Consider the following 17,626-nt stretch of genomic DNA (forward strand, 5'->3'; position numbering starts at 1 on the left):
CGCGACAATTGTTTCGACAGATCAGATCGTTTCGATTTTGGTGTTCGTACAGGAAAAATATTCTGACAACGCCTGTTTTCTCAAAAGCCGGCATTAAGTCCGCATGTTCACGCGGCAGTTTTGCTGCGCGAGCGTGCTTCCGTGCGGCCCCGCAGGAAATCGGCAGCCGTGTGCCAGACAACGGCTGCGACGATGACGACGCCGCCGAGCACGGTTGCCAGGGGCGGCCTCTCGCTGAGAAACAGCCAGACCCAAAATGGCGTCAGGACGATTTCCATCGTGCCGATGAGGGCCGCCTCGGCAGGCGGCATGCGTTTCGCGCCAGCGAGGAATAGGACAAGCGCGATCGAGAAGTTGGTGGCGCCGAAAGCTGCAAGGACGACCCAGTTATAAAGGTCGATCGATCCCACCGAACCGAAGGGCGAGAAGAGCGCCAGCGTCAGGAAAGCGCTAACGATGGTCGGCGGCAGGCTTGGCACGCCGGGGCTGATACGCGGAATGACGATGATCAGGGCGAAGGACGCCGTCATGCCGAGGGCGAGAAGATCGCCGAGACCCGTCCCTCCGCCGATCGACGACGCGACGATGATGACGACGCCGAGCAGACAGGCGCCGCCCGCCATCATGGTTCGTCGTGCAACGCGTTCCCGAAGCAGCAACCAGCCGAGGAGCGCCGCGATGAAGGGGGCCGTTGCATAGATGACCGCAACATTGGCGACGCTGGTCGTATAGAGCGCGCCGATGAAGCAGGCCTGACAGAAGGTCTGGCAGGCGATCATCGCGATGCCCGACGGATGGAAGATCGAGGCCCATTGCTTTCTCGACAGACCGCCTTCGAGGAAGAAGCTCGGTATCAGCAGGAACAGGCCGCCGAAAAGCGACCGCCAGGCGATCGTCGTCCAGGCATCGATGCTGAGCATGCGTGAGTAGATGCCGCTCGCGCTCCAAGCCAGCGTTGCGGCAACCACCAGAATGACGCCCTTCTCGTGCTCGCTCAGGCCGAGCGGGCGGACGTCCGTATTGAGTGACATTGGTTTTCCCGAACCAGAGGTCTGATTTGCCCTGTTTGCTCTCATTCTTGACATCAGGCAAACGAATAGTTGAGATGGCTACCATCTGAATTTTTTGTGGCTCGATCATGCGGCAACCCATCGAAAGCGATCTGCTCCGGACCTTCCTCGTCGTCGTCGAGACGTCGAATTTCTCCGCGGCGGCGCTGGCGATCGGGCGGACACAGTCTGCGGTCAGCGCGCAGATCAAGAAACTCGAGGAAACCATAGGCGAAAGTCTCTTCGAGCGCGGGGCCCGCGGCGTTGTCCCGACCCGCTGGGGATTGCAGCTTCTGCCCTATGCGCGGCGCGTCATCGACCTGCTGGACGAAGCGGCGGCGACGATCCGCACCAAGCCGCTGGATGGGCCGGTCCGGATCGGCATTCCCGAGGAATACAGCCAGACGGTACTGCCGGCGGCGCTTTCCGCCTTTGCCGTCCGGCATCCGGCTGTCGAGGTTACGGTGTCCTGCGATTACACGGCGCGGAATCTCGCCGCGCTCGAGCGTGACGAGCTCGATCTCGCCGTGGTCTTCGACTGGAACAACCAGTCGCCGGGCGAGGTTCTCTGCGTCGATCCAACGGTGTGGGTCACCTCCATGGTGCACCGGCTGCAGGATCTCGATCCCCTGCCGATTGCGACCTACCGGAATTCCACATGGTCGCGGGACTTCGCCTTCCGTTCGCTCGATCTGCAGGGACGGAAATACCGGGTCGCCTTTGTCGCCGACACAAGCTCGGGGTTGAAGAACGCAGCATCCGCGGGCCTCGCAGTGACGACGCTGTCGCGGAGCAATATCCCGCCCGGTTGCCGGGAGCTGACGGCAGACGATGGCTTTCCGCCTGTCGACTCTTCGCGTGTCGTTCTGCGCCGCAATCCTTATCATTCAACCGAAGCTGTCCGCGAACTCGCGGAAATGGTTCGTGAGGCGTTCAAGCCGATCGGGTATCAGGCACTGGCGTAACGGGGCGGCGCAGCCTTCGCCGGGTATCGGAGGGACTTTCGGAGAAGCTGGCGCGGTAGCTGCGGGCAAAGGCGGAGGCGGAGTTGAAGCCGGTCGCGGCGGCGATATCGGCGAAAGATGCCTTGGTCTCGATGACTTTCCGCCGCGCCGCGTTCAGCCGCAACGCCAGATAATGCACATGTGGCGGCGCGCCGATGCTCTCCTGAAACAATCCCTGCAAGTGGCGGGCGCTGACGCCGACGCGTTTGGCGATACGGCTCAGCATGATAGGCTGCTCGATGTGCTCCTCCATCAACCGCACGGCTGACGCCACGCGCGGATCGCGCATGCTCAAGCCCGCGGCGGAGGGTGAAAGTTGGCTTTCGTTGTGGAAGGATATCTGCTCGTAGCTGAAAAGGCGGCTGACCTCGAGTGCCAGCGAATAGCCCTGCCGCTGGCGGATGATCTCCAGCATCAGATCAACGGTCGGGAGCGGCCCCGCCGTGGTGAGCCGCTTTCCGTCGATGACAAAGCGGTCCTTGACCGCTTTGACCTGCGGATAGGCCAGCGAAAAATCCTCGAAATCCTCCCAGTGGATCGTTGCCGTCAGGCGGTCGAGAAGGCTGGATTCGGCCAGCAGCCATGTGCCGGATTCGATTCCGGCAATCACACTGCGATGGCGTGCGGCCTGCGAGAGCTGCATCTTCAGCGCCGCCGTTGCGCTCCGGCGCCAGTTGTAACTCGCGAGAACGAAGAGCGGCGCCTCCTCCCGCGCAGTGCTGAAAGCCCCCGCCGCAGGCACCGGAATGCCGCTCGTCGTCAAGACAGGCGCGCCATCAGGCGTCAAAAGCCGCCAGCGGTAGAGCTCGCTGCCGGCGATACGGTTTGCGCCGCGCATCGGCTCGATCACCGAGGCGAGCAGGATCAGGTTCGTCTCCGGCAGGACGAGAAGATCGAGATCGAGGCGGTCGTTCGAGCGGCTTAGCATGGTCTCTCCAGATTGCCGAAACTGTATCAATCAATTCCGTTTCTGCAAAGCATGCGGCTGCATCTTGCCGCGTAATGGGGTCAATACGAGGGAGAACACGATGCCTCTTGCGATGAACCGCGATGTCTTCATCACCTGTGCCGTCACCGGCGCCGGTGACACGGTTTCGAAATCCAGCCACGTTCCCATTACTCCCAAGCAGATCGCGGATTCCGCGATCGACGCCGCCAAGGCTGGGGCGGCCGTTGTTCACTGTCACGTCCGCGATCCCGAGACGGGGGCTGCAAGCCGCCGCAACGATCTCTACCGCGAAGTGACGGACCGCATCCGCTCCGCCGATATCGACGTCGTGCTGAACCTGACGGCCGGCATGGGTGGCGACCTGATTTTTGGTGATGTCGAACGCCCGCTGCCGCTCAATCCCGCGGGCACCGACATGGCCGGCGCCACCGAGCGTGTCAGCCACATTGCCGAATGCCTGCCGGAGATCTGCACGCTCGACTGCGGCACGATGAATTTCAGCCTCGGCGACTACGTGATGACCAACACACCGGCAATGCTGAGGGCGATGGCGAAGAAGATGACTGATCTCGGCGTCCGCCCGGAGATCGAGGCATTCGATACCGGCCATCTGTGGTTTGCCAAGCAGCTAGCCGAAGAAGGCCTGATCGAGGATCCGGTGCTGATCCAGCTCTGCATGGGCATTCCCTGGGGCGCGCCGGATGATCTCAACACCTTCATGGCGATGGTCAACAACGTGCCCAAGAGCTGGACCTTCTCGGCCTTTTCGATCGGCCGTAATGCCATGGCCTATCCGGCTGCGGCGGTGCTCGCCGGCGGCAATGTCCGTGTCGGCCTCGAAGACAATCTCTATGCCGGAAAAGGCATGCTCGCCACAAATGCGCAGCTGGTCGAAAAGGCCGTGCAGGTGGTGGAGGGCATGGGCGCGCGCATCATCGGCCCTGCGGCCGTGCGCGAAAAACTGAAACTGACGAAGCGCTGAGGGCTGCATGATCAAGATCAACAAAGCAGCGTGCGTGGGCGGCGGCGTCATCGGCGGCGGATGGATCGCAAGGTTCCTGCTGGCCGGGATCGATGTCGATGTCTTCGACCCGCATCCGGAAGCGCAGCGCATCGTCGGCGAAGTGATCGCAAATGCCGAGCGCGCCTATGCGATGCTGACAGGCGCCCCCCTGCCTCCGCGCGGCAAGCTTACCTTCTGCAAGACACTGGAGGAAGCTGTTGTCGATGCCGACTGGATCCAGGAAAGCGTCCCTGAAAGGCTCGATCTGAAGCGCGGCGTGCTGACTCAGATCGACGGCGCCTGCCGCCCCGATGCGCTGATCGGTTCGTCGACTTCGGGCCTGCTGCCGACCGATCTGCAGCGAGACATGCAGTTCCCCGATCGCCTGTTTGTCGCCCATCCCTACAACCCGGTCTACCTGCTGCCGCTGGTAGAGATCGTCGGCGGCGAGAAGACCAGCCATGCAACGATCAAGGCGGCAATGGAAAAGCTGCCGCCGATCGGCATGAAGGGCGTGCATATCGCCAAAGAGATCGAGGCCTTTGTCGGCGATCGCCTTCTGGAGGCGCTGTGGCGCGAGGCGCTCTGGTTGATCCAGGACGATATCTGCACCGTCGAGACGCTCGACGACGTGATCCGCTATTCCTTCGGCCTGCGCTGGGCGCAGATGGGTCTATTCCAGACCTATCGGATCGCCGGTGGTGAAGCCGGGATGCGCCATTTCCTGGCGCAGTTCGGCCCCTGCCTGCAGTGGCCATGGACGAAGCTCACTGACGTCGTCGATCTCGACGATGCTCTGGTCGAAAAGATCGGCCAGCAATCGGATGAGCAGGCGGGCGATCTTTCGATCCGCGAGCTCGAACGGATCCGCGACGAGAACCTGGCTGGCATCTTCCAGGCGCTGAAGGCCGGTGACGGCGGCAAGGGCTGGGGTGCAGGCAAGTTGCTGAAAGATTTCGAGCATTCGCTCTGGGCAGCTGCAAAGCCGGCTGAGCAGGCGAAGACCTCGGCTCCGCTGCGGCTCGTCGATACCAAGGTCAGCCCCGCCTGGGTCGATTACAATGGCCACATGACCGAGCATCGCTACCTGCAGGTCTTCGGCGATACCACGGATGCGCTGCTACGGCTGATCGGCGCTGGTCTCGCCTATGTTGAGGCCGGACATAGCTACTACACCGTCGAGACCCATATCCGGCATCTTGGCGAAGCGAAGCTTGGCCAGGGGATCTATTCGACTTGCCAACTGCTTTCGGTGGATGACAAGCGGCTGCATGTCTTCCACAGCATCTGCGATGCGGCGAGTGGCGAGGTGCTGGCGACCGCCGAGCAGATGCTGCTGCATGTTGATTCCAAGGCCGGAAAGGCGATTCCGGCACCGCCGGAAATCCTGGCCGAAGCGAAAGCGATTGCCGAGCGTCATTCCTCCCTCCCTGCCCCGGATGGCGTTGGACGCCATGTCGGGCAGAAGAAACAGGCGTGAGCAATGATCTGCCTGCCAACTCCCCTTTCCGATAGCCTATCCCGCAAGGCATTACCTTGTGGGCTGGCGGGATCGGGAGTGCGTGGCAGCGAAGAGATCAACCAATACAACCAGAGAGATGGGGTTGCATCCTTATCTGCCGGGTGGCTTTCTCGGCGGAGGCGCGAAATGTCTCCTGCACTCATCAATGCAGAACCGCCCTTGGCGCGGGCATATGCTCGTTATGTCGCATACGATGCAGATCATGTCGCTACACCCGCCCCCCTACTGTCCAAAACAGCCCTTAATTCAATCTCACTCATATCAGAGGCAGAGGCAGTCCTGACGGGCCGTGTCGCCGCAAGAGCGGAGGTAGCGTAGGTTGAACGGACGTAGCTTGACCGCCTTTGAGCTGCTGACCTCTCCGCCTTCCGCCGCGGCGAAAGTGCATGTGGCACGCTGTCGTCTCGCCATCGCGGGCGCGATCCTTACCCATCATTCCGATCTTCAGGAAACAGGCCGGACAATAAGAACTCCCGGTATTCCCGATCGCCGCGCCATCAAGCTGGCGCCTCCGCTCACGCGCAATCGTCGAACCGAGAAAGGAAGATAAGGCGGCGCCAACCGCGACGTTTTCCCGAACGAATATGGGCCTGGCACCGGAGAGGAAACCGGTTCTGCGGTCCACTTGCCAATTCTTAAATCATGACAAGAAGGAACAGGGGAATGAACGACTACACGAAATATCTTGCAAGCCGCGTCACCGCAGGCGGGTTGAACCGCCGCGAATTTCTGGGACGCGCCATGGCTGCCGGCCTCACGCTCGCCGTCGCCGACAAGCTCTTCACCGAAAGCGCCGAAGCCGCCGAACCGAAGCGCGGCGGCCACCTGAAGCTCGGCCTAGAAGGCGGCGCTGCCACCGACTCGAAGGACCCGGCGAAGTTTCTCTCGCAATTCATGTTCTGCGTCGGCCGCTGCTGGGGCGACATGCTGGTGGAATCCGATCCGCTGACGGGTGCTGCCGTTCCGTCGCTGGCCGAATCCTGGGAACCGTCGAAGGACGCTGCCACCTGGACCTTCAAGATTCGCAAGGGCGTGAAATTCCACAACGGCAAGGAACTGACGATCGACGACGTCGTCGCCACCCTGAAGCGCCATACCGACAAGAAGTCGGAATCGGGCGCGCTGGGCGTTCTCGGCTCGATCAAGGATATCAAGGCTGACGGCGGCAACCTCGTGCTGACGCTGACCGAAGGCAATGCGGACATGCCGCTGCTGCTGACGGACTATCACCTGGTCATCCAGCCGAATGGCGGCAATGACGATCCGCTCGCCTCGATCGGTACCGGTCCCTACAAGCTGGCGAGCTTTGAGCCAGGCGTCCGCGCTACCTTCGAGAAGAACGCCGACGACTGGCGCTCGGATCGCGGCTATGTCGATTCCATCGAAATCATCGGCATGAACGATGCGACTGCCCGTATCGCAGCGCTCTCCTCCGGCCAGGTGCACTATATCAACCGAGTCGATCCGAAGACCGTCGATCTCTTGAAGCGCGCGCCGACCGTGGAGATTCTCTCGACCTCGGGCCGTGGCCACTATGTCTTCATCATGCATTGCGACAAGGCGCCGTTCGACAACAATGACCTTCGCCTCGCGCTGAAATACGCCATGGACCGCGAGACCATGGTCAAGAAGATCCTCGGCGGCTACGGCAAGGTCGGCAACGACTTTCCGATCAACAACACCTATGCCCTCTTCCCCGAAGGCATCGAGCAGCGCGCCTACGATCCCGACAAGGCGGCCTTCCACTACAAGAAGTCCGGCCACAGCGGCTCGGTTCTGCTGCGTACCTCGGAAGTCGCCTTCCCGGGCGGCGTCGATGCGGCGGTTCTCTATCAGGAAAGCTGCAAGAAGGCCGGCATCGAGATCGAGGTCAAGCGCGAGCCGGGCGACGGCTACTGGACCAACGTCTGGAACGTCCAGCCCTTCTCGACCTCCTACTGGGGCGGACGCCCGACGCAGGACCAGATGTATTCCACGGCCTATCTCTCGACGGCCGACTGGAACGACACCCGCTTCAAGCGTCCCGACTTCGACAAGCTGCTGCTCGAAGCACGTTCGGAACTCGACGAGACCAAGCGCAAGGACATGTACCGCACCATGGCGATGATGGTGCGCGACGAAGGCGGCCTGATCCTGCCGATGTTCAACGACTTCGTGAACGCCTGCTCCAAGCAGGTGAAGGGCTATGTCCACGATATCGGCAACGACATGTCGAACGGCTACGTCGCCACCCGCGTCTGGCTTGATGCCTGACGGCCGGGGGCTTCTCCGCCATCTCTGACTGAACCAGGACCGCAAGGATATCCCTTGCGGTCCCCCTGACGTTTCAGCGCGAGGCTTTCGCCATGTCCAGTTCATCGACCGGTAGTCCCCTGCCGGGCCTGAGGTTCAGGCAGCGTTTTCCGCTGCTTGCCCTGATCATCGAGCGCTTCGTGCTCTCGCTCATCCTGCTGCTTGCGGTGTCGGTTCTGATCTTCGGCGGGCTGGAAGCCCTGCCCGGCGATTTCGCCACCACCTATCTCGGCCAGTCGGCAACGCCGCAGGCGGTCGCCAATATCCGCCAGGATCTCGGCCTCGACCGGCCGGTGACGACGCGTTATTTCGAATGGCTCGGCAATGCCGTTCAGGGTGACTTCGGTACGTCCTGGGCCAGCAAGAACTCGGTCAGCGAGCAGATCGGCAAACGTCTCGGCAACTCGCTGTTTCTCGCAGGTTTCGCTGCATTGATCTCGGTCCCGCTGGCCGTGGCGCTCGGCATGTTCTCGGTGCATTTCCGAAACCGGATGCCGGACAAGATCATCAATGTGATTTCACTGGCGGCGATCTCGCTGCCGGAATTTTTCATCGGATACCTGCTGATCCTCGTCTTCGCCGTCAAGCTCGGCGTCGCGACCTTTCCGGCGACCGTTTACGATAGCATGGGCTTTGCCGAGCGGCTGCAGGCGATCGCGCTGCCGACGGCAACACTTGTTCTCGTCGTCCTTGCCCACATGATGCGGATGACCCGCGCGGCGATCCTTTCGGTCATGTCGTCGGCCTATATGGAGACGGCGGAACTCAAGGGCCTCAGTGCCTTCCGCTCCATCGTCAAACATGCGGCACCCAACGCGCTGGCGCCGATCATCAACGTTGTGGCGCTCAACCTTGCCTATCTCGTCGTCGGCGTCGTCGTCGTCGAGGTGGTCTTCGTCTATCCCGGCATGGGCCAGTACATGGTGGATGCGGTGACGGTGCGCGACATGCCTGTCGTCCAGGCCTGCGGCCTGATCTTCGCGGCTGTCTACATCTTCCTCAACATGATCGCCGACATTCTGGCCATCGTCGCCAATCCAAGATTGAGGCACCCGCGATGAGATTGAGAGATATCCCCATCACCGCCTGGGTTGGCATGACCGGTATCGTCATCGCCTTCATCTTCGCAATCTTCGCGCCCTGGATTGCCCCTTATGGCGAGACCGAAGTGGTCGGCAATGTCTGGCAGGTGGCCGACAGCCAGTATTTCTTCGGCCTGGACAATCTCGGCCGCGATATTCTTTCGCGGCTGATCTACGGCGCCCGCACAACGCTCTTCGTGGCGCTCGGCGCAACGCTGATCTCATTTTCGCTCGGCATCCTGCTGAGCTTCACGGCTGCCGTCTCGCGCGGCATCATCGATACCGTGTTCTCGCGTTTCAACGACCTGATGATGTCGATCCCGACGCTGATCTTTGCGCTCGTCGTTCTGGCGGTCCTGCCGCAAAACATCATCATCCTGATCCTCGTCATGGCGATCCTCGATTCCACCCGCGTCTACCGCCTCGGCCGCGCCGTGGCGCTTGATGTCGCGGTCATGGAATTCGTCGAGGCCGCCAAACTGCGTGGCGAGGGCAAGGCGTGGATCATCTTCCGCGAGATACTGCCGAACACGCTGACCCCGCTTTTGGCCGAATTCGGCCTGCGCTTCGCCTTCTCCATCCTGTTTCTCTCCACCCTCTCCTTCCTCGGCCTCGGCATCCAGCCGCCGGCAGCAGACTGGGGCGGCATGGTGAAGGACAACAAGGACGGCATCATCTTCGGCATTTCGGCAGCACTCGTTCCGGGAACGGCGATCGCCGCTCTTGCCGTCTGCGTCAATCTCGTCGTCGATTGGCTTTTGAAACGCACATCCAGCCTCAAGGGAGGGCGCGGCGATGCCTGAGCTTCTTTCCGTTCGCAATCTGAAGATCGAGGCCACCAGCTATCCGCCCGGCGAGCCGCCGAAACGGGTGACGATCGTCGATGGCGTTTCCTTCGACCTGCAGAAGGGCAAGGTGCTCGGCCTGATCGGCGAATCCGGCGCCGGCAAATCGACCATCGGCCTGTCGGCGCTCGCCTATGGCCGCGGCGGCGCCGAGATCACCGGCGGCGAGGTGCTGCTCGAGGGGAAGGACATCCTGCCGCTCGGCAAGGGCGGCATCCGGCAGATCCGCGGTGCTCGCGTTTGTTACGTCGCACAGTCGGCGGCTGCCGCCTTCAACCCGGCCCACAAGCTCGGAGACCAGGTGATCGAGGCTTCCGTCAAGCACGGCCTGATGACAAAGGACGAGGCGCGCAAGCGGGCACTCTATCTCTTCCAGGTGCTTGGTCTGCCAAACCCGGAAAGCTTCGGCGACCGCTTTCCGCATCAGGTCTCCGGCGGCCAGCTGCAGCGCGCCATGACCGCGATGGCGCTCTGCTCCAACCCGTCGCTGATCGTTTTCGACGAACCGACGACTGCGCTCGACGTGACGACGCAGATCGATGTGCTTGCCGCCATCAAGCATGCGATCGAGGAGACGCATACGGCGGCCCTCTACATCACCCACGACCTCGCCGTCGTTGCGCAGATCTCCGATGACATCATGGTTCTCCGGCACGGCAAGACGGTGGAATATGGCAGCGTGCAGCAGATCATCGAACAACCGCAGCAGGACTATACGCGGGCGCTGGTCAATGTCCGGCAGGCCGCGCGCGCGGAGGCGTCGGATCAATCGGGGGCACTGCTGAAGGTCGAGAATGTCAGCGCCGAATATTCCAATGGTTTCAAGGTTCTGCACGATGTTTCTCTACACGTGCCGAAGGGCCAGACACTCGCGGTCGTCGGCGAATCCGGCTCCGGAAAATCGACGCTCGCGCGCGTCATCACCGGCCTGCTGCCGCCGAACGAAGGCCGCGTGATCTTCGACGGCAAGCCGCTGACGGCGGATCTGAAGAAGCGCTCGAATGACGATCTCCGGCGCATCCAGCTGATCTATCAGATGGCCGACACGGCGATGAACCCGCGCCAGACGGTTCGTGATATCGTCGGCCGTCCCCTCACCTTCTACTACGGGCTGCGGGGCGCCAAGAAGACGGCGCGGGTGAAGGAGCTGCTCGACCAGATCGAAATGGGCAACGGCTTCATCGATCGCTACCCGGCCGAACTCTCCGGTGGGCAGAAACAGCGCGTGGCGATCGCCCGGGCGCTGGCGGCAAAGCCTGAGCTCATCCTTTGCGACGAACCAACCTCGGCGCTCGACCCGCTGGTGGCGGAGGGGATCCTGAAGCTACTTCTGCGGCTGCAGGAGGAGGAGCAACTCTCCTATATCTTCATCACCCACGATATCGCCATCGTCCGGGCGATCGCCGATAGCGTGGCGGTGATGCATCGGGGCAAGCTTGTCAGGTTCGGGCCGAAGTCGAAGGCGCTCTCGCCGCCCTTCGACGATTATACGGACCTGCTGCTCAAATCCGTGCCGGAGATGGAAATCGGCTGGCTGGAACGGGTGCTTGCCACGCGGCGGATGGAAAGTGCCGGCAACTGAACAGGCGCGGGGCGGCGCAAGCCGCCTCGTCTTACAAGAGTGCATCGAGGAAAAGGCATGACCGACCGCAGCTTCACCACCATCGAAAACCAATGGATTACGCTTGAGGACGGCACCCGGCTTGCCGCCCGCATCTGGATGCCTGATGGCGCCGAGAGCGATCCGGTTCCGGCCGTCTTCGAATTCCTGCCCTACCGCAAGCGCGACGGAACCTGCCTGCGTGACGAGTCGACCTATCCGGTGTTTGCCGCCGCAGGCATCGCCGGCGTGCGCGTCGATATCCGCGGCTCCGGCGAATCCGATGGCGTCATCGATGGCGAATATACGGAGCTCGAGCTGGCTAATGCCTGCGAGCTGATTGCCTGGATCGCCGCCCAGCCGTGGTCGAACGGCTCGGTCGGGATGATGGGTATCTCCTGGGGCGGGTTCAACAGCCTGCAGGTCGCAGCCCTTCGTCCACCTGCCTTGAAAGCTGTGATCTCGATCGCCTCGACCGTCGATCGTTATAATGACGATATCCACTACAAGAACGGCTGCCATCTCTCGGCGCAGCTTTCCTGGGCGGCTACAATGCTCGGCTACCAGTCCCGCTCGCCCGATCCCGAACTGGTCGGCGATCGCTGGAAGGCGATGTGGCTGGAGCGTCTCAAGCACGAACCGTTCTTCATGGAAGAGTGGCTGACACATCAGCGCCGCGACGAATTCTGGCAGCATGGCTCGATCTCCGAGAATTTCGGCGATGTCGAGGTCCCGGCCCTCGTGCTTGCCGGATGGGCAGACGGGTATCGCAACACACCGCTGATGGCAATCGAAGGGCTCGGCGAAAAGGCCAAGGCGCTTGTCGGCCCTTGGGTGCACAAATATCCACATTTCGCCTGGCCGAAACCACGCACGGATTTCCACAGCGAGGCGATCGCCTGGTGGAACAAGTGGTTGCGCGGCGAGGACAACGGCATCGACAAGCTGCCGCAAACCCGCGCCTACCTTCTCGACGCTATCCGCCCTGCCCCACGCCGCGATTTCGATCCCGGCTTCTGGGTGGCGAAGGATGTCTGGACCGCACCCGAAATGCAGTGCTTCTATGTCGAGCAGTTCGGCAGGCTCACCGAGGGCATGCCGATCCCGCAGGCTCCGGAACATAGCGTCTATCTTCGCTCGCCACTCGATACCGGGACGTCTTCGGGCGAGTATTTCACGCTGAAACCGGACGCCGAGATGGCGCTGGATCAGCGCTCCGACGATGCCGGCTCGCTTGTCTTCGACACGATGCCGCTCGGATCGGATCACGACTATCTCGGCCGCCCGGTGCTGACGCTGTCCCTGCGTCCGTACGCCAATACCGGCAATCTCTGCGCCCGTCTCGTTGATGTTCACCCCGATGGAACCGCAACACGCGTTGCCTTCGGCGTCATCAATCTGACCCATCGTAACGACAATGCGGATCCACAGCCGCTGGTCCCGGGTGAAACGGCGTCCATCCGGCTGCAGCTGGATTCCTGCGGCTATCGCTTCCGCAAGGGTCACCGGATTCGCCTGGCGATCTCGACGGCCTATTGGCCGATGATCCTGCCACCACCGGAGGATCTCGGTGTCGAGATCGATATCGCGTCGCTTGGCTTGGGGCTGCCGTTGCTCGGCGATCACAGGAAAATCAGTATTCCCGAGCCCGAGAACCTCGATCCGCTGCCGAAATATATCGAGCACGCGCCATCGGTCACAAAGCGGCAGGTTTTGCGCGATTTCTCTGCCAATCGGAACGACTACCGGATCCATGAGGATACCGGCCTCTTCGAACATCCGGATACCGGGCTCTCGACGCGGCAGCTGCGCGAAGAAACCTGGTCGATCTCGCCCGGCGATCCACTATCGATGACAGGAACCTCCACCTGGACCTGTGACATGCGCCGCCCAGATTGGTTCGTGCGGACTGTTTCGACGGCGAAGATTGGCTGCACCGCCAGCGACTGGGTCATCAGCGCCGTAGTGACCGCCTATGAAGGAGATGTTCAGGTCTTCGAGAAGGTATTTGCGGAAAAGCGCATTCCGCGCGACCTGATGTGAGCCTCAGCCGCAAGCGAAGCGGCGCACCGCTTCGCAAACGGCGCGAAATCCGGCTCGCGCTCCGTCGCTCATGTGGCGGGCGCGAAGCCAGGCGTGCACCATCTGCGGCTCTTCGCGGAACCAGACTTCGACGCCGGCTTCTGCCAGCCGTGCCGCATAGTTCCGCGCGTCATCGCGTAGCGGATCGAAAGCGGCGGCAGTGATGAAAGCGGGCGGCAGGCCCTTTACCGTGGCGCTGTTCAGCGGCGCGGCAACGGGATCGTTCTGCGGCGCCTGCAGAACCTCGCGGTAATAGGCGACATCTGCAGTGGTCAGCCCGGGTGCTTTGGCCATCTCGATATAAGAGCCCTTGGAAAGATCGCCGCCGAGAGCCGGATAGATCAGAACCTGGCCTGCAATGCCGGAAACGCCCGCGTGCGCTGCGCGAATGGCCAGACCCGCGGCCAGATTGCCGCCCGCGCTATCGCCGATCAGCACAATCCGCTGTCCGCTTTGCGCAATTGCCGAAAGCACCGCGAAACCATCATCGGTCTGCGCCGGCCACAGGTACTCGGGGGCTAGCCGGTAATCGACAGCGACGAGTTCGGCGCCAGCGAACTCGGCAATCTCGGCGCAAATGGCATGGTGGCTTTCCAGCGAACCGACAACGAAGCCGCCGCCATGCAGGTAAAGGAGCAGCGTCGGCGTCGTCACCTTCGACGGTCGATAGCGCCGCGTTGGAACACTCCGAATGATGCTGTCGGCAAACGTCAGCCCATCTGGAATCGGTGGGCTGAAGCGGGCGCAAAGCGCATCATATTGCGCCCGTTGCGCCTCAATCGATTGCGATACCGCATCGTCGGAATAGACGCTGCTGCAGATCTCCAGGAACTTGAGAATGCCCTCTTCTTCGGGCATCGGGCGCGTAACGGTCATGGTGCAATCCGTGCGGTTCGGCGATATCACGCAGGATAGGATTTGCCGCAAATATTAGGCAAGCGCGTTGACGCCATCCCCGCGCCGGAACCCGCCAGAGGCGCGATTATCCACGCCGCACCGAGCGTTCCAAGGCTTTATCTTCGCGCACCGGCCGCGGCTTTTCCGTCAGCCCCACCAGTTGACGCAGCGGGCTCGGCAACTGATCGACGGCAATGGCAAAGGCGATCGAGACGGCAGCCGTTGCGGCGGCGACAAGTGCGAAACTCGGGAGCGCCGGCAGATCGAGCGGAAGGACATAATAGAGCGCTCCAACCGTTACCGTCTGGTGGACGATATAGAGCGGGAAAACCAGCCGGTTCATCGTCACCAGGCGTTCGCTCGGCTGATTGAGATAGCGCGCGGCAAAGCCTATCAGGGTGAGGATCATACTCCAGGCAAGCAGGAAGATGCTGGTCTTGAAGAGCAGGGTCTCGTTGACATCGTAGCTGCCGATCGCCTGCTCCGGCGCAAGGGTCCAAGATGCCAGATAGAGCCAGATGGTCGTCGCCAGCGCGATCCCGCCGCTGACATAGCGGCGGGCAGTCAGCGTACCGATCAGGGTCCGGTGATGGCGGGAAATCAGGAAGCCGAGGCCGAACCAGCTGGCCCAGACGGCAAACCAGGCGCCGTCATTATAGAGCGCGTTGGTCTCGCGCGGGTAGATCGGCGAAAGCGCCAGGTTGAGGCCAAGGGGCAGAAGGAAGAAAAGATAGATAGCGCCGGTCCTGGCCGTGCGCTCGAACCAGGCAAAGACCGGGTTTCCCGGCCGCAGCAGATACTGAAAGATCGGGTAGCAGATGACGGACATCACCAGCAGGTAGGCGACGAACCACATATGCGCCCAGGTGAAATTGCCGGTCGGATATTTTCCCTCGGTGAAATAGCGCGTCAGCCAGAATTCCAGGAACGAACCGGTATAGCCGTTCTCATACATCCGCTCGTACCAGACCTGCGGCACGACGATGACAGCCATGGCAAAGAGCAGCGGGATGAGCAGGCGCAGGGTGCGCCGGTAAATGAAGGTCAGCCCGTGCTCCGGCTTGAAGGTAAAGGCGACGCCCATGCCGGATATGAAGAACAGCAGCGCAAGACGCCAGGCGCGCGGAAAATCCATGATGAGCGACAGGCCGCGGCTCGTATTCTCGCTATGCAGCAGCCAGCCCATGTCGGGGAAAAATGCGGCCGCGGAATGATAGAGGATCAGCAGGCCAAAGGCGAAAACCCTCAGACGATCCACATAGTAAAGTCTCTCTCTCATCGCAGACGACGGATCCCCACACAGCACCATCATCCGATATGCTGTACCCCTCAGATATTAAGGATCGCTGCCGAAACTTCGTAAACTGATGCTTTATTAGCCAAACAAGCGAGATGCCAAGCAGGTGCCGGCGAGCTGGTGTGATGTTGCCTGGGTCAAATCGGCAGCTTTTCGAGATCGCGACGACCGTCTATGACACGGACGATCTGAATGGTTTCGACCGGTGCCTCATCATCGTCAGGAATGGTCTCGTAGAGAATCACAAATGGCGCTTCGACAAGCATTCGCGTGGTTGCACTGATCTCAGGGCGGCGCACTCCCATGCGTGGCTGGCCTGCCAGGAGCTGTGCCTTTTGCTCAAACCGATCGAAGAAGCGCTCGGCAGCGGCAGGATTGTCGAGGCCGATTTGCACGTAGGTGTCGTGCACATCCGTCAGAGCCTTCGGTAGCCAGACTAGCTTAGCGGCCATTGTTGCGCGCTGTGTCCAATGCTTTACGCGCCTGCATTCGAATGCTCTCGAAATCAGCGGCAACCGGCTCTCCGCTCGCCTTGCCTTCTTCCCAAGCGCGGCGTAGGCGCTCGATGTCGCCTTTGCGGTTCTCCCATTTGGCGGTCCAGTCCCGCAAAGCCTCGCGGATCACTTCGCTACTGCTCGCGTAGGCGCCGCTGCTTACCGCATCGCGAAGCAGATCGGCCTGCTGCGGCGTCATGGAAACACTGATCTTTTCAACATTGGCCATCGGCTGTTTCTCCAACATCGGTGGTAAATATTACTACCGCCCGAGCATTCTGCAAGGTCTCACGTGAATGGAAGCGCTGCTTCCAATGACGTTTCAGCATCCCACCTCTCCCATCGAGGGCGCGATAGCCATCCTCGCTCACCGCTATTCATAACCGCGATCGAAGCAAGACAGCTATCAGCTGTGAGAAAACCTTTTCTCACTTGACAGTCGACTTGGTAAAAGGTTTTCTCACGATCGAACTGTGGGAGGACGACACTGGATATCGCGGGCGGAAAGCGCGGGCGGATTACCATTCACGACGTGGCGGCGGCTGCGGGCGTCAGTATCTCGACGGCGTCAAAGGCGTTGAACGATACCGGCCGGATGGGTGCCGAGACGCGTGAGCGGGTCAAGCGCATTGCTGCCGAGATCGGCTTCCGGCCGAATGCTCTGGCGCGCGGTCTGCTCAGCAAGCGCAGCTTCACGATCGGGCTTCTGACCAACGACACATACGGCCGCTTTACCCTGCCTGTGATGGCGGGAATTTCCGAGGCGCTGGTCGATCATGGTGTTTCGGTCTTCCTCTGCGCGATCGAGGATGACCCTGCCCTCGCGCAGATCCATGTCGATGCGATGCTCGACAAGCAGGTGGATGGCATCATTGCCACGGGAAAGCGTCTGGATAGACGGTTACCCGTCGATCTATCGAATTTGCATGTGCCTGTCGTCTACGCCTTCACCGAAGGGGCGCCTGACAGCGTCACGTTCCGTTCCGACGACGCACATGGCGCAGGGCTTGCCGCCGAGTGGCTGGCGAAGCTTGGGCGGCGGCGGCTCGTCCATGTCACCGGGCCCGAGGATTTCTTCTCGGTGCGCGAGCGGGCCAATGCATTTCGCGAGGCTGCCGGCAGCGAGCGGCCCGTCATGTTCGGCGTCTGGTCGGAGAGCTGGGGGCACGATGCGGTCGCAAGGCTCTGGAGCGCCGGGGGCGAAAGGCCGGACGGCATCTTCTGCGGCAACGACCAGATTGCCCGCGGCGTCATCGACGCGTTGCGGGAGCGCGGCATCAAGGTGCCGCAGGATGTTTCGGTGGTCGGCTTCGACAATTGGGAGATTGTCGCCGCCCAGACCCGTCCGCCGCTGACAACGGTGGACATGGAGCTGCGGGAACTGGGGCGCCAGGCCGGGTTGACGGTTCTGGCGCTTGCCGAAGGGCGGCCGGTGGAGCCCGGCATCCGGAAATTGCCGTGCCGCCTCGTGGTGCGGCAGACATGCGGGGGCGACGCCCTCGGGATTTAG

General features: G+C 61.7%; 15 protein-coding genes. 9 read left to right on the forward strand and 6 right to left on the reverse strand.

Translation table 11 applies throughout. From position 1 onward, the window contains the following. Positions 1 to 107: 107 nt before the first annotated feature. Positions 108 to 1,031, reverse strand: a complete 924-nt coding sequence (locus AC1DNK_RS25920) for a DMT family transporter (RefSeq protein ID WP_477943982.1) — start codon at positions 1,029 to 1,031, stop codon at positions 108 to 110. Between the two features lie 107 nt (positions 1,032 to 1,138). On the opposite strand from AC1DNK_RS25920, the gene AC1DNK_RS25925 reads away from it, so the two are divergent. Further along, positions 1,139 to 2,014 (forward strand): LysR substrate-binding domain-containing protein, encoded by an 876-nt coding sequence (locus tag AC1DNK_RS25925; protein ID WP_477943983.1) that lies wholly within the window; start codon positions 1,139 to 1,141, stop codon positions 2,012 to 2,014. On the opposite strand, the gene AC1DNK_RS25930 is transcribed toward AC1DNK_RS25925, so the two are convergent. Next, positions 1,983 to 2,981 carry a GlxA family transcriptional regulator gene (locus tag AC1DNK_RS25930; RefSeq protein WP_477943984.1) on the reverse strand — a complete coding sequence of 333 codons (999 nt, stop codon included), beginning with the start codon at positions 2,979 to 2,981 and terminating at the stop codon, positions 1,983 to 1,985. The genes AC1DNK_RS25925 and AC1DNK_RS25930 overlap by 32 nt on opposite strands. Before the next feature lie 100 nt (positions 2,982 to 3,081). Between AC1DNK_RS25930 and bcoG the strand changes: the two genes are divergently transcribed. From bcoG to AC1DNK_RS25965, 7 genes are all read left to right on the forward strand, one after another. Then, entirely contained in the window at positions 3,082 to 3,984 is a 903-nt protein-coding gene (gene bcoG / locus AC1DNK_RS25935) for a 3-dehydrocarnitine:acetyl-CoA trimethylamine transferase BcoG (protein ID WP_442209397.1), read from the forward strand. Between the two features lie 7 nt (positions 3,985 to 3,991). After that, positions 3,992 to 5,485: a carnitine 3-dehydrogenase gene (locus AC1DNK_RS25940; protein WP_477943985.1), complete on the forward strand. Its 1,494-nt coding sequence runs from the start codon at positions 3,992 to 3,994 to the stop codon at positions 5,483 to 5,485. 705 nt (positions 5,486 to 6,190) lie between these two features. Then, complete coding sequence (locus AC1DNK_RS25945; RefSeq protein ID WP_112388202.1) at positions 6,191 to 7,780, forward strand: ABC transporter substrate-binding protein; 1,590 nt, start codon at positions 6,191 to 6,193, stop codon at positions 7,778 to 7,780. Positions 7,781 to 7,872: 92 nt separating this feature from the next. Further along, the gene (locus AC1DNK_RS25950; RefSeq protein WP_112514925.1) at positions 7,873 to 8,880 is read left to right on the forward strand and encodes an ABC transporter permease; all 1,008 of its coding nucleotides are present in this window, start codon (positions 7,873 to 7,875) and stop codon (positions 8,878 to 8,880) included. Then, complete coding sequence (locus tag AC1DNK_RS25955; protein ID WP_112514923.1) at positions 8,877 to 9,704, forward strand: ABC transporter permease; 828 nt, start codon at positions 8,877 to 8,879, stop codon at positions 9,702 to 9,704. The genes AC1DNK_RS25950 and AC1DNK_RS25955 overlap by 4 nt, the downstream gene beginning before the upstream one ends. Further along, a complete protein-coding gene (locus AC1DNK_RS25960) occupies positions 9,697 to 11,328 on the forward strand; it encodes an ABC transporter ATP-binding protein (protein ID WP_477943986.1) in 1,632 nt (543 codons plus the stop codon). Before AC1DNK_RS25955 ends, AC1DNK_RS25960 begins: the two co-directional genes overlap by 8 nt. Before the next feature lie 57 nt (positions 11,329 to 11,385). Further along, positions 11,386 to 13,389, forward strand: coding sequence for a CocE/NonD family hydrolase (locus AC1DNK_RS25965; RefSeq protein WP_477943987.1), 2,004 nt, complete (start codon positions 11,386 to 11,388; stop codon positions 13,387 to 13,389). 3 nt (positions 13,390 to 13,392) lie between these two features. Here the strand turns inward: AC1DNK_RS25965 and AC1DNK_RS25970 are convergent, their stop codons facing one another. The 4 genes from AC1DNK_RS25970 to AC1DNK_RS25985 all read right to left on the reverse strand — a co-directional run bounded on the left by AC1DNK_RS25970 (position 13,393) and on the right by AC1DNK_RS25985 (position 16,345). After that, positions 13,393 to 14,304: an alpha/beta hydrolase gene (locus tag AC1DNK_RS25970; RefSeq protein ID WP_477943988.1), complete on the reverse strand. Its 912-nt coding sequence runs from the start codon at positions 14,302 to 14,304 to the stop codon at positions 13,393 to 13,395. A 106-nt stretch (positions 14,305 to 14,410) separates the two neighbouring features. Beyond that, a complete protein-coding gene (locus tag AC1DNK_RS25975; protein WP_477943989.1) occupies positions 14,411 to 15,604 on the reverse strand; it encodes an acyltransferase family protein in 1,194 nt (397 codons plus the stop codon). 155 nt (positions 15,605 to 15,759) lie between these two features. Beyond that, complete coding sequence (locus AC1DNK_RS25980) at positions 15,760 to 16,074, reverse strand: type II toxin-antitoxin system RelE/ParE family toxin (RefSeq protein ID WP_477943990.1); 315 nt, start codon at positions 16,072 to 16,074, stop codon at positions 15,760 to 15,762. Further along, positions 16,064 to 16,345: a type II toxin-antitoxin system ParD family antitoxin gene (locus AC1DNK_RS25985; protein WP_477943991.1), complete on the reverse strand. Its 282-nt coding sequence runs from the start codon at positions 16,343 to 16,345 to the stop codon at positions 16,064 to 16,066. Before AC1DNK_RS25985 ends, AC1DNK_RS25980 begins: the two co-directional genes overlap by 11 nt. A 303-nt stretch (positions 16,346 to 16,648) precedes the next feature. On the opposite strand from AC1DNK_RS25985, the gene AC1DNK_RS25990 reads away from it, so the two are divergent. Continuing rightward, the gene (locus AC1DNK_RS25990; protein ID WP_477943992.1) at positions 16,649 to 17,626 is read left to right on the forward strand and encodes a LacI family DNA-binding transcriptional regulator; all 978 of its coding nucleotides are present in this window, start codon (positions 16,649 to 16,651) and stop codon (positions 17,624 to 17,626) included.

Source organism: Rhizobium sp. 01N424 (assembly GCF_056399485.1).

Coding starts and splice junctions, on each gene's coding strand:
- AC1DNK_RS25920 (WP_477943982.1), bottom strand. CDS start 1,031: ATGTCACTCAATACGGACGTCCGCCCGCTCGGCCTGAGCGAGCACGAG.
- AC1DNK_RS25925 (WP_477943983.1), top strand. CDS start 1,139: ATGCGGCAACCCATCGAAAGCGATCTGCTCCGGACCTTCCTCGTCGTC.
- AC1DNK_RS25930 (WP_477943984.1), bottom strand. CDS start 2,981: ATGCTAAGCCGCTCGAACGACCGCCTCGATCTCGATCTTCTCGTCCTG.
- bcoG (WP_442209397.1), top strand. CDS start 3,082: ATGCCTCTTGCGATGAACCGCGATGTCTTCATCACCTGTGCCGTCACC.
- AC1DNK_RS25940 (WP_477943985.1), top strand. CDS start 3,992: ATGATCAAGATCAACAAAGCAGCGTGCGTGGGCGGCGGCGTCATCGGC.
- AC1DNK_RS25945 (WP_112388202.1), top strand. CDS start 6,191: ATGAACGACTACACGAAATATCTTGCAAGCCGCGTCACCGCAGGCGGG.
- AC1DNK_RS25950 (WP_112514925.1), top strand. CDS start 7,873: ATGTCCAGTTCATCGACCGGTAGTCCCCTGCCGGGCCTGAGGTTCAGG.
- AC1DNK_RS25955 (WP_112514923.1), top strand. CDS start 8,877: ATGAGATTGAGAGATATCCCCATCACCGCCTGGGTTGGCATGACCGGT.
- AC1DNK_RS25960 (WP_477943986.1), top strand. CDS start 9,697: ATGCCTGAGCTTCTTTCCGTTCGCAATCTGAAGATCGAGGCCACCAGC.
- AC1DNK_RS25965 (WP_477943987.1), top strand. CDS start 11,386: ATGACCGACCGCAGCTTCACCACCATCGAAAACCAATGGATTACGCTT.
- AC1DNK_RS25970 (WP_477943988.1), bottom strand. CDS start 14,304: ATGACCGTTACGCGCCCGATGCCCGAAGAAGAGGGCATTCTCAAGTTC.
- AC1DNK_RS25975 (WP_477943989.1), bottom strand. CDS start 15,604: ATGAGAGAGAGACTTTACTATGTGGATCGTCTGAGGGTTTTCGCCTTT.
- AC1DNK_RS25980 (WP_477943990.1), bottom strand. CDS start 16,074: ATGGCCGCTAAGCTAGTCTGGCTACCGAAGGCTCTGACGGATGTGCAC.
- AC1DNK_RS25985 (WP_477943991.1), bottom strand. CDS start 16,345: ATGGCCAATGTTGAAAAGATCAGTGTTTCCATGACGCCGCAGCAGGCC.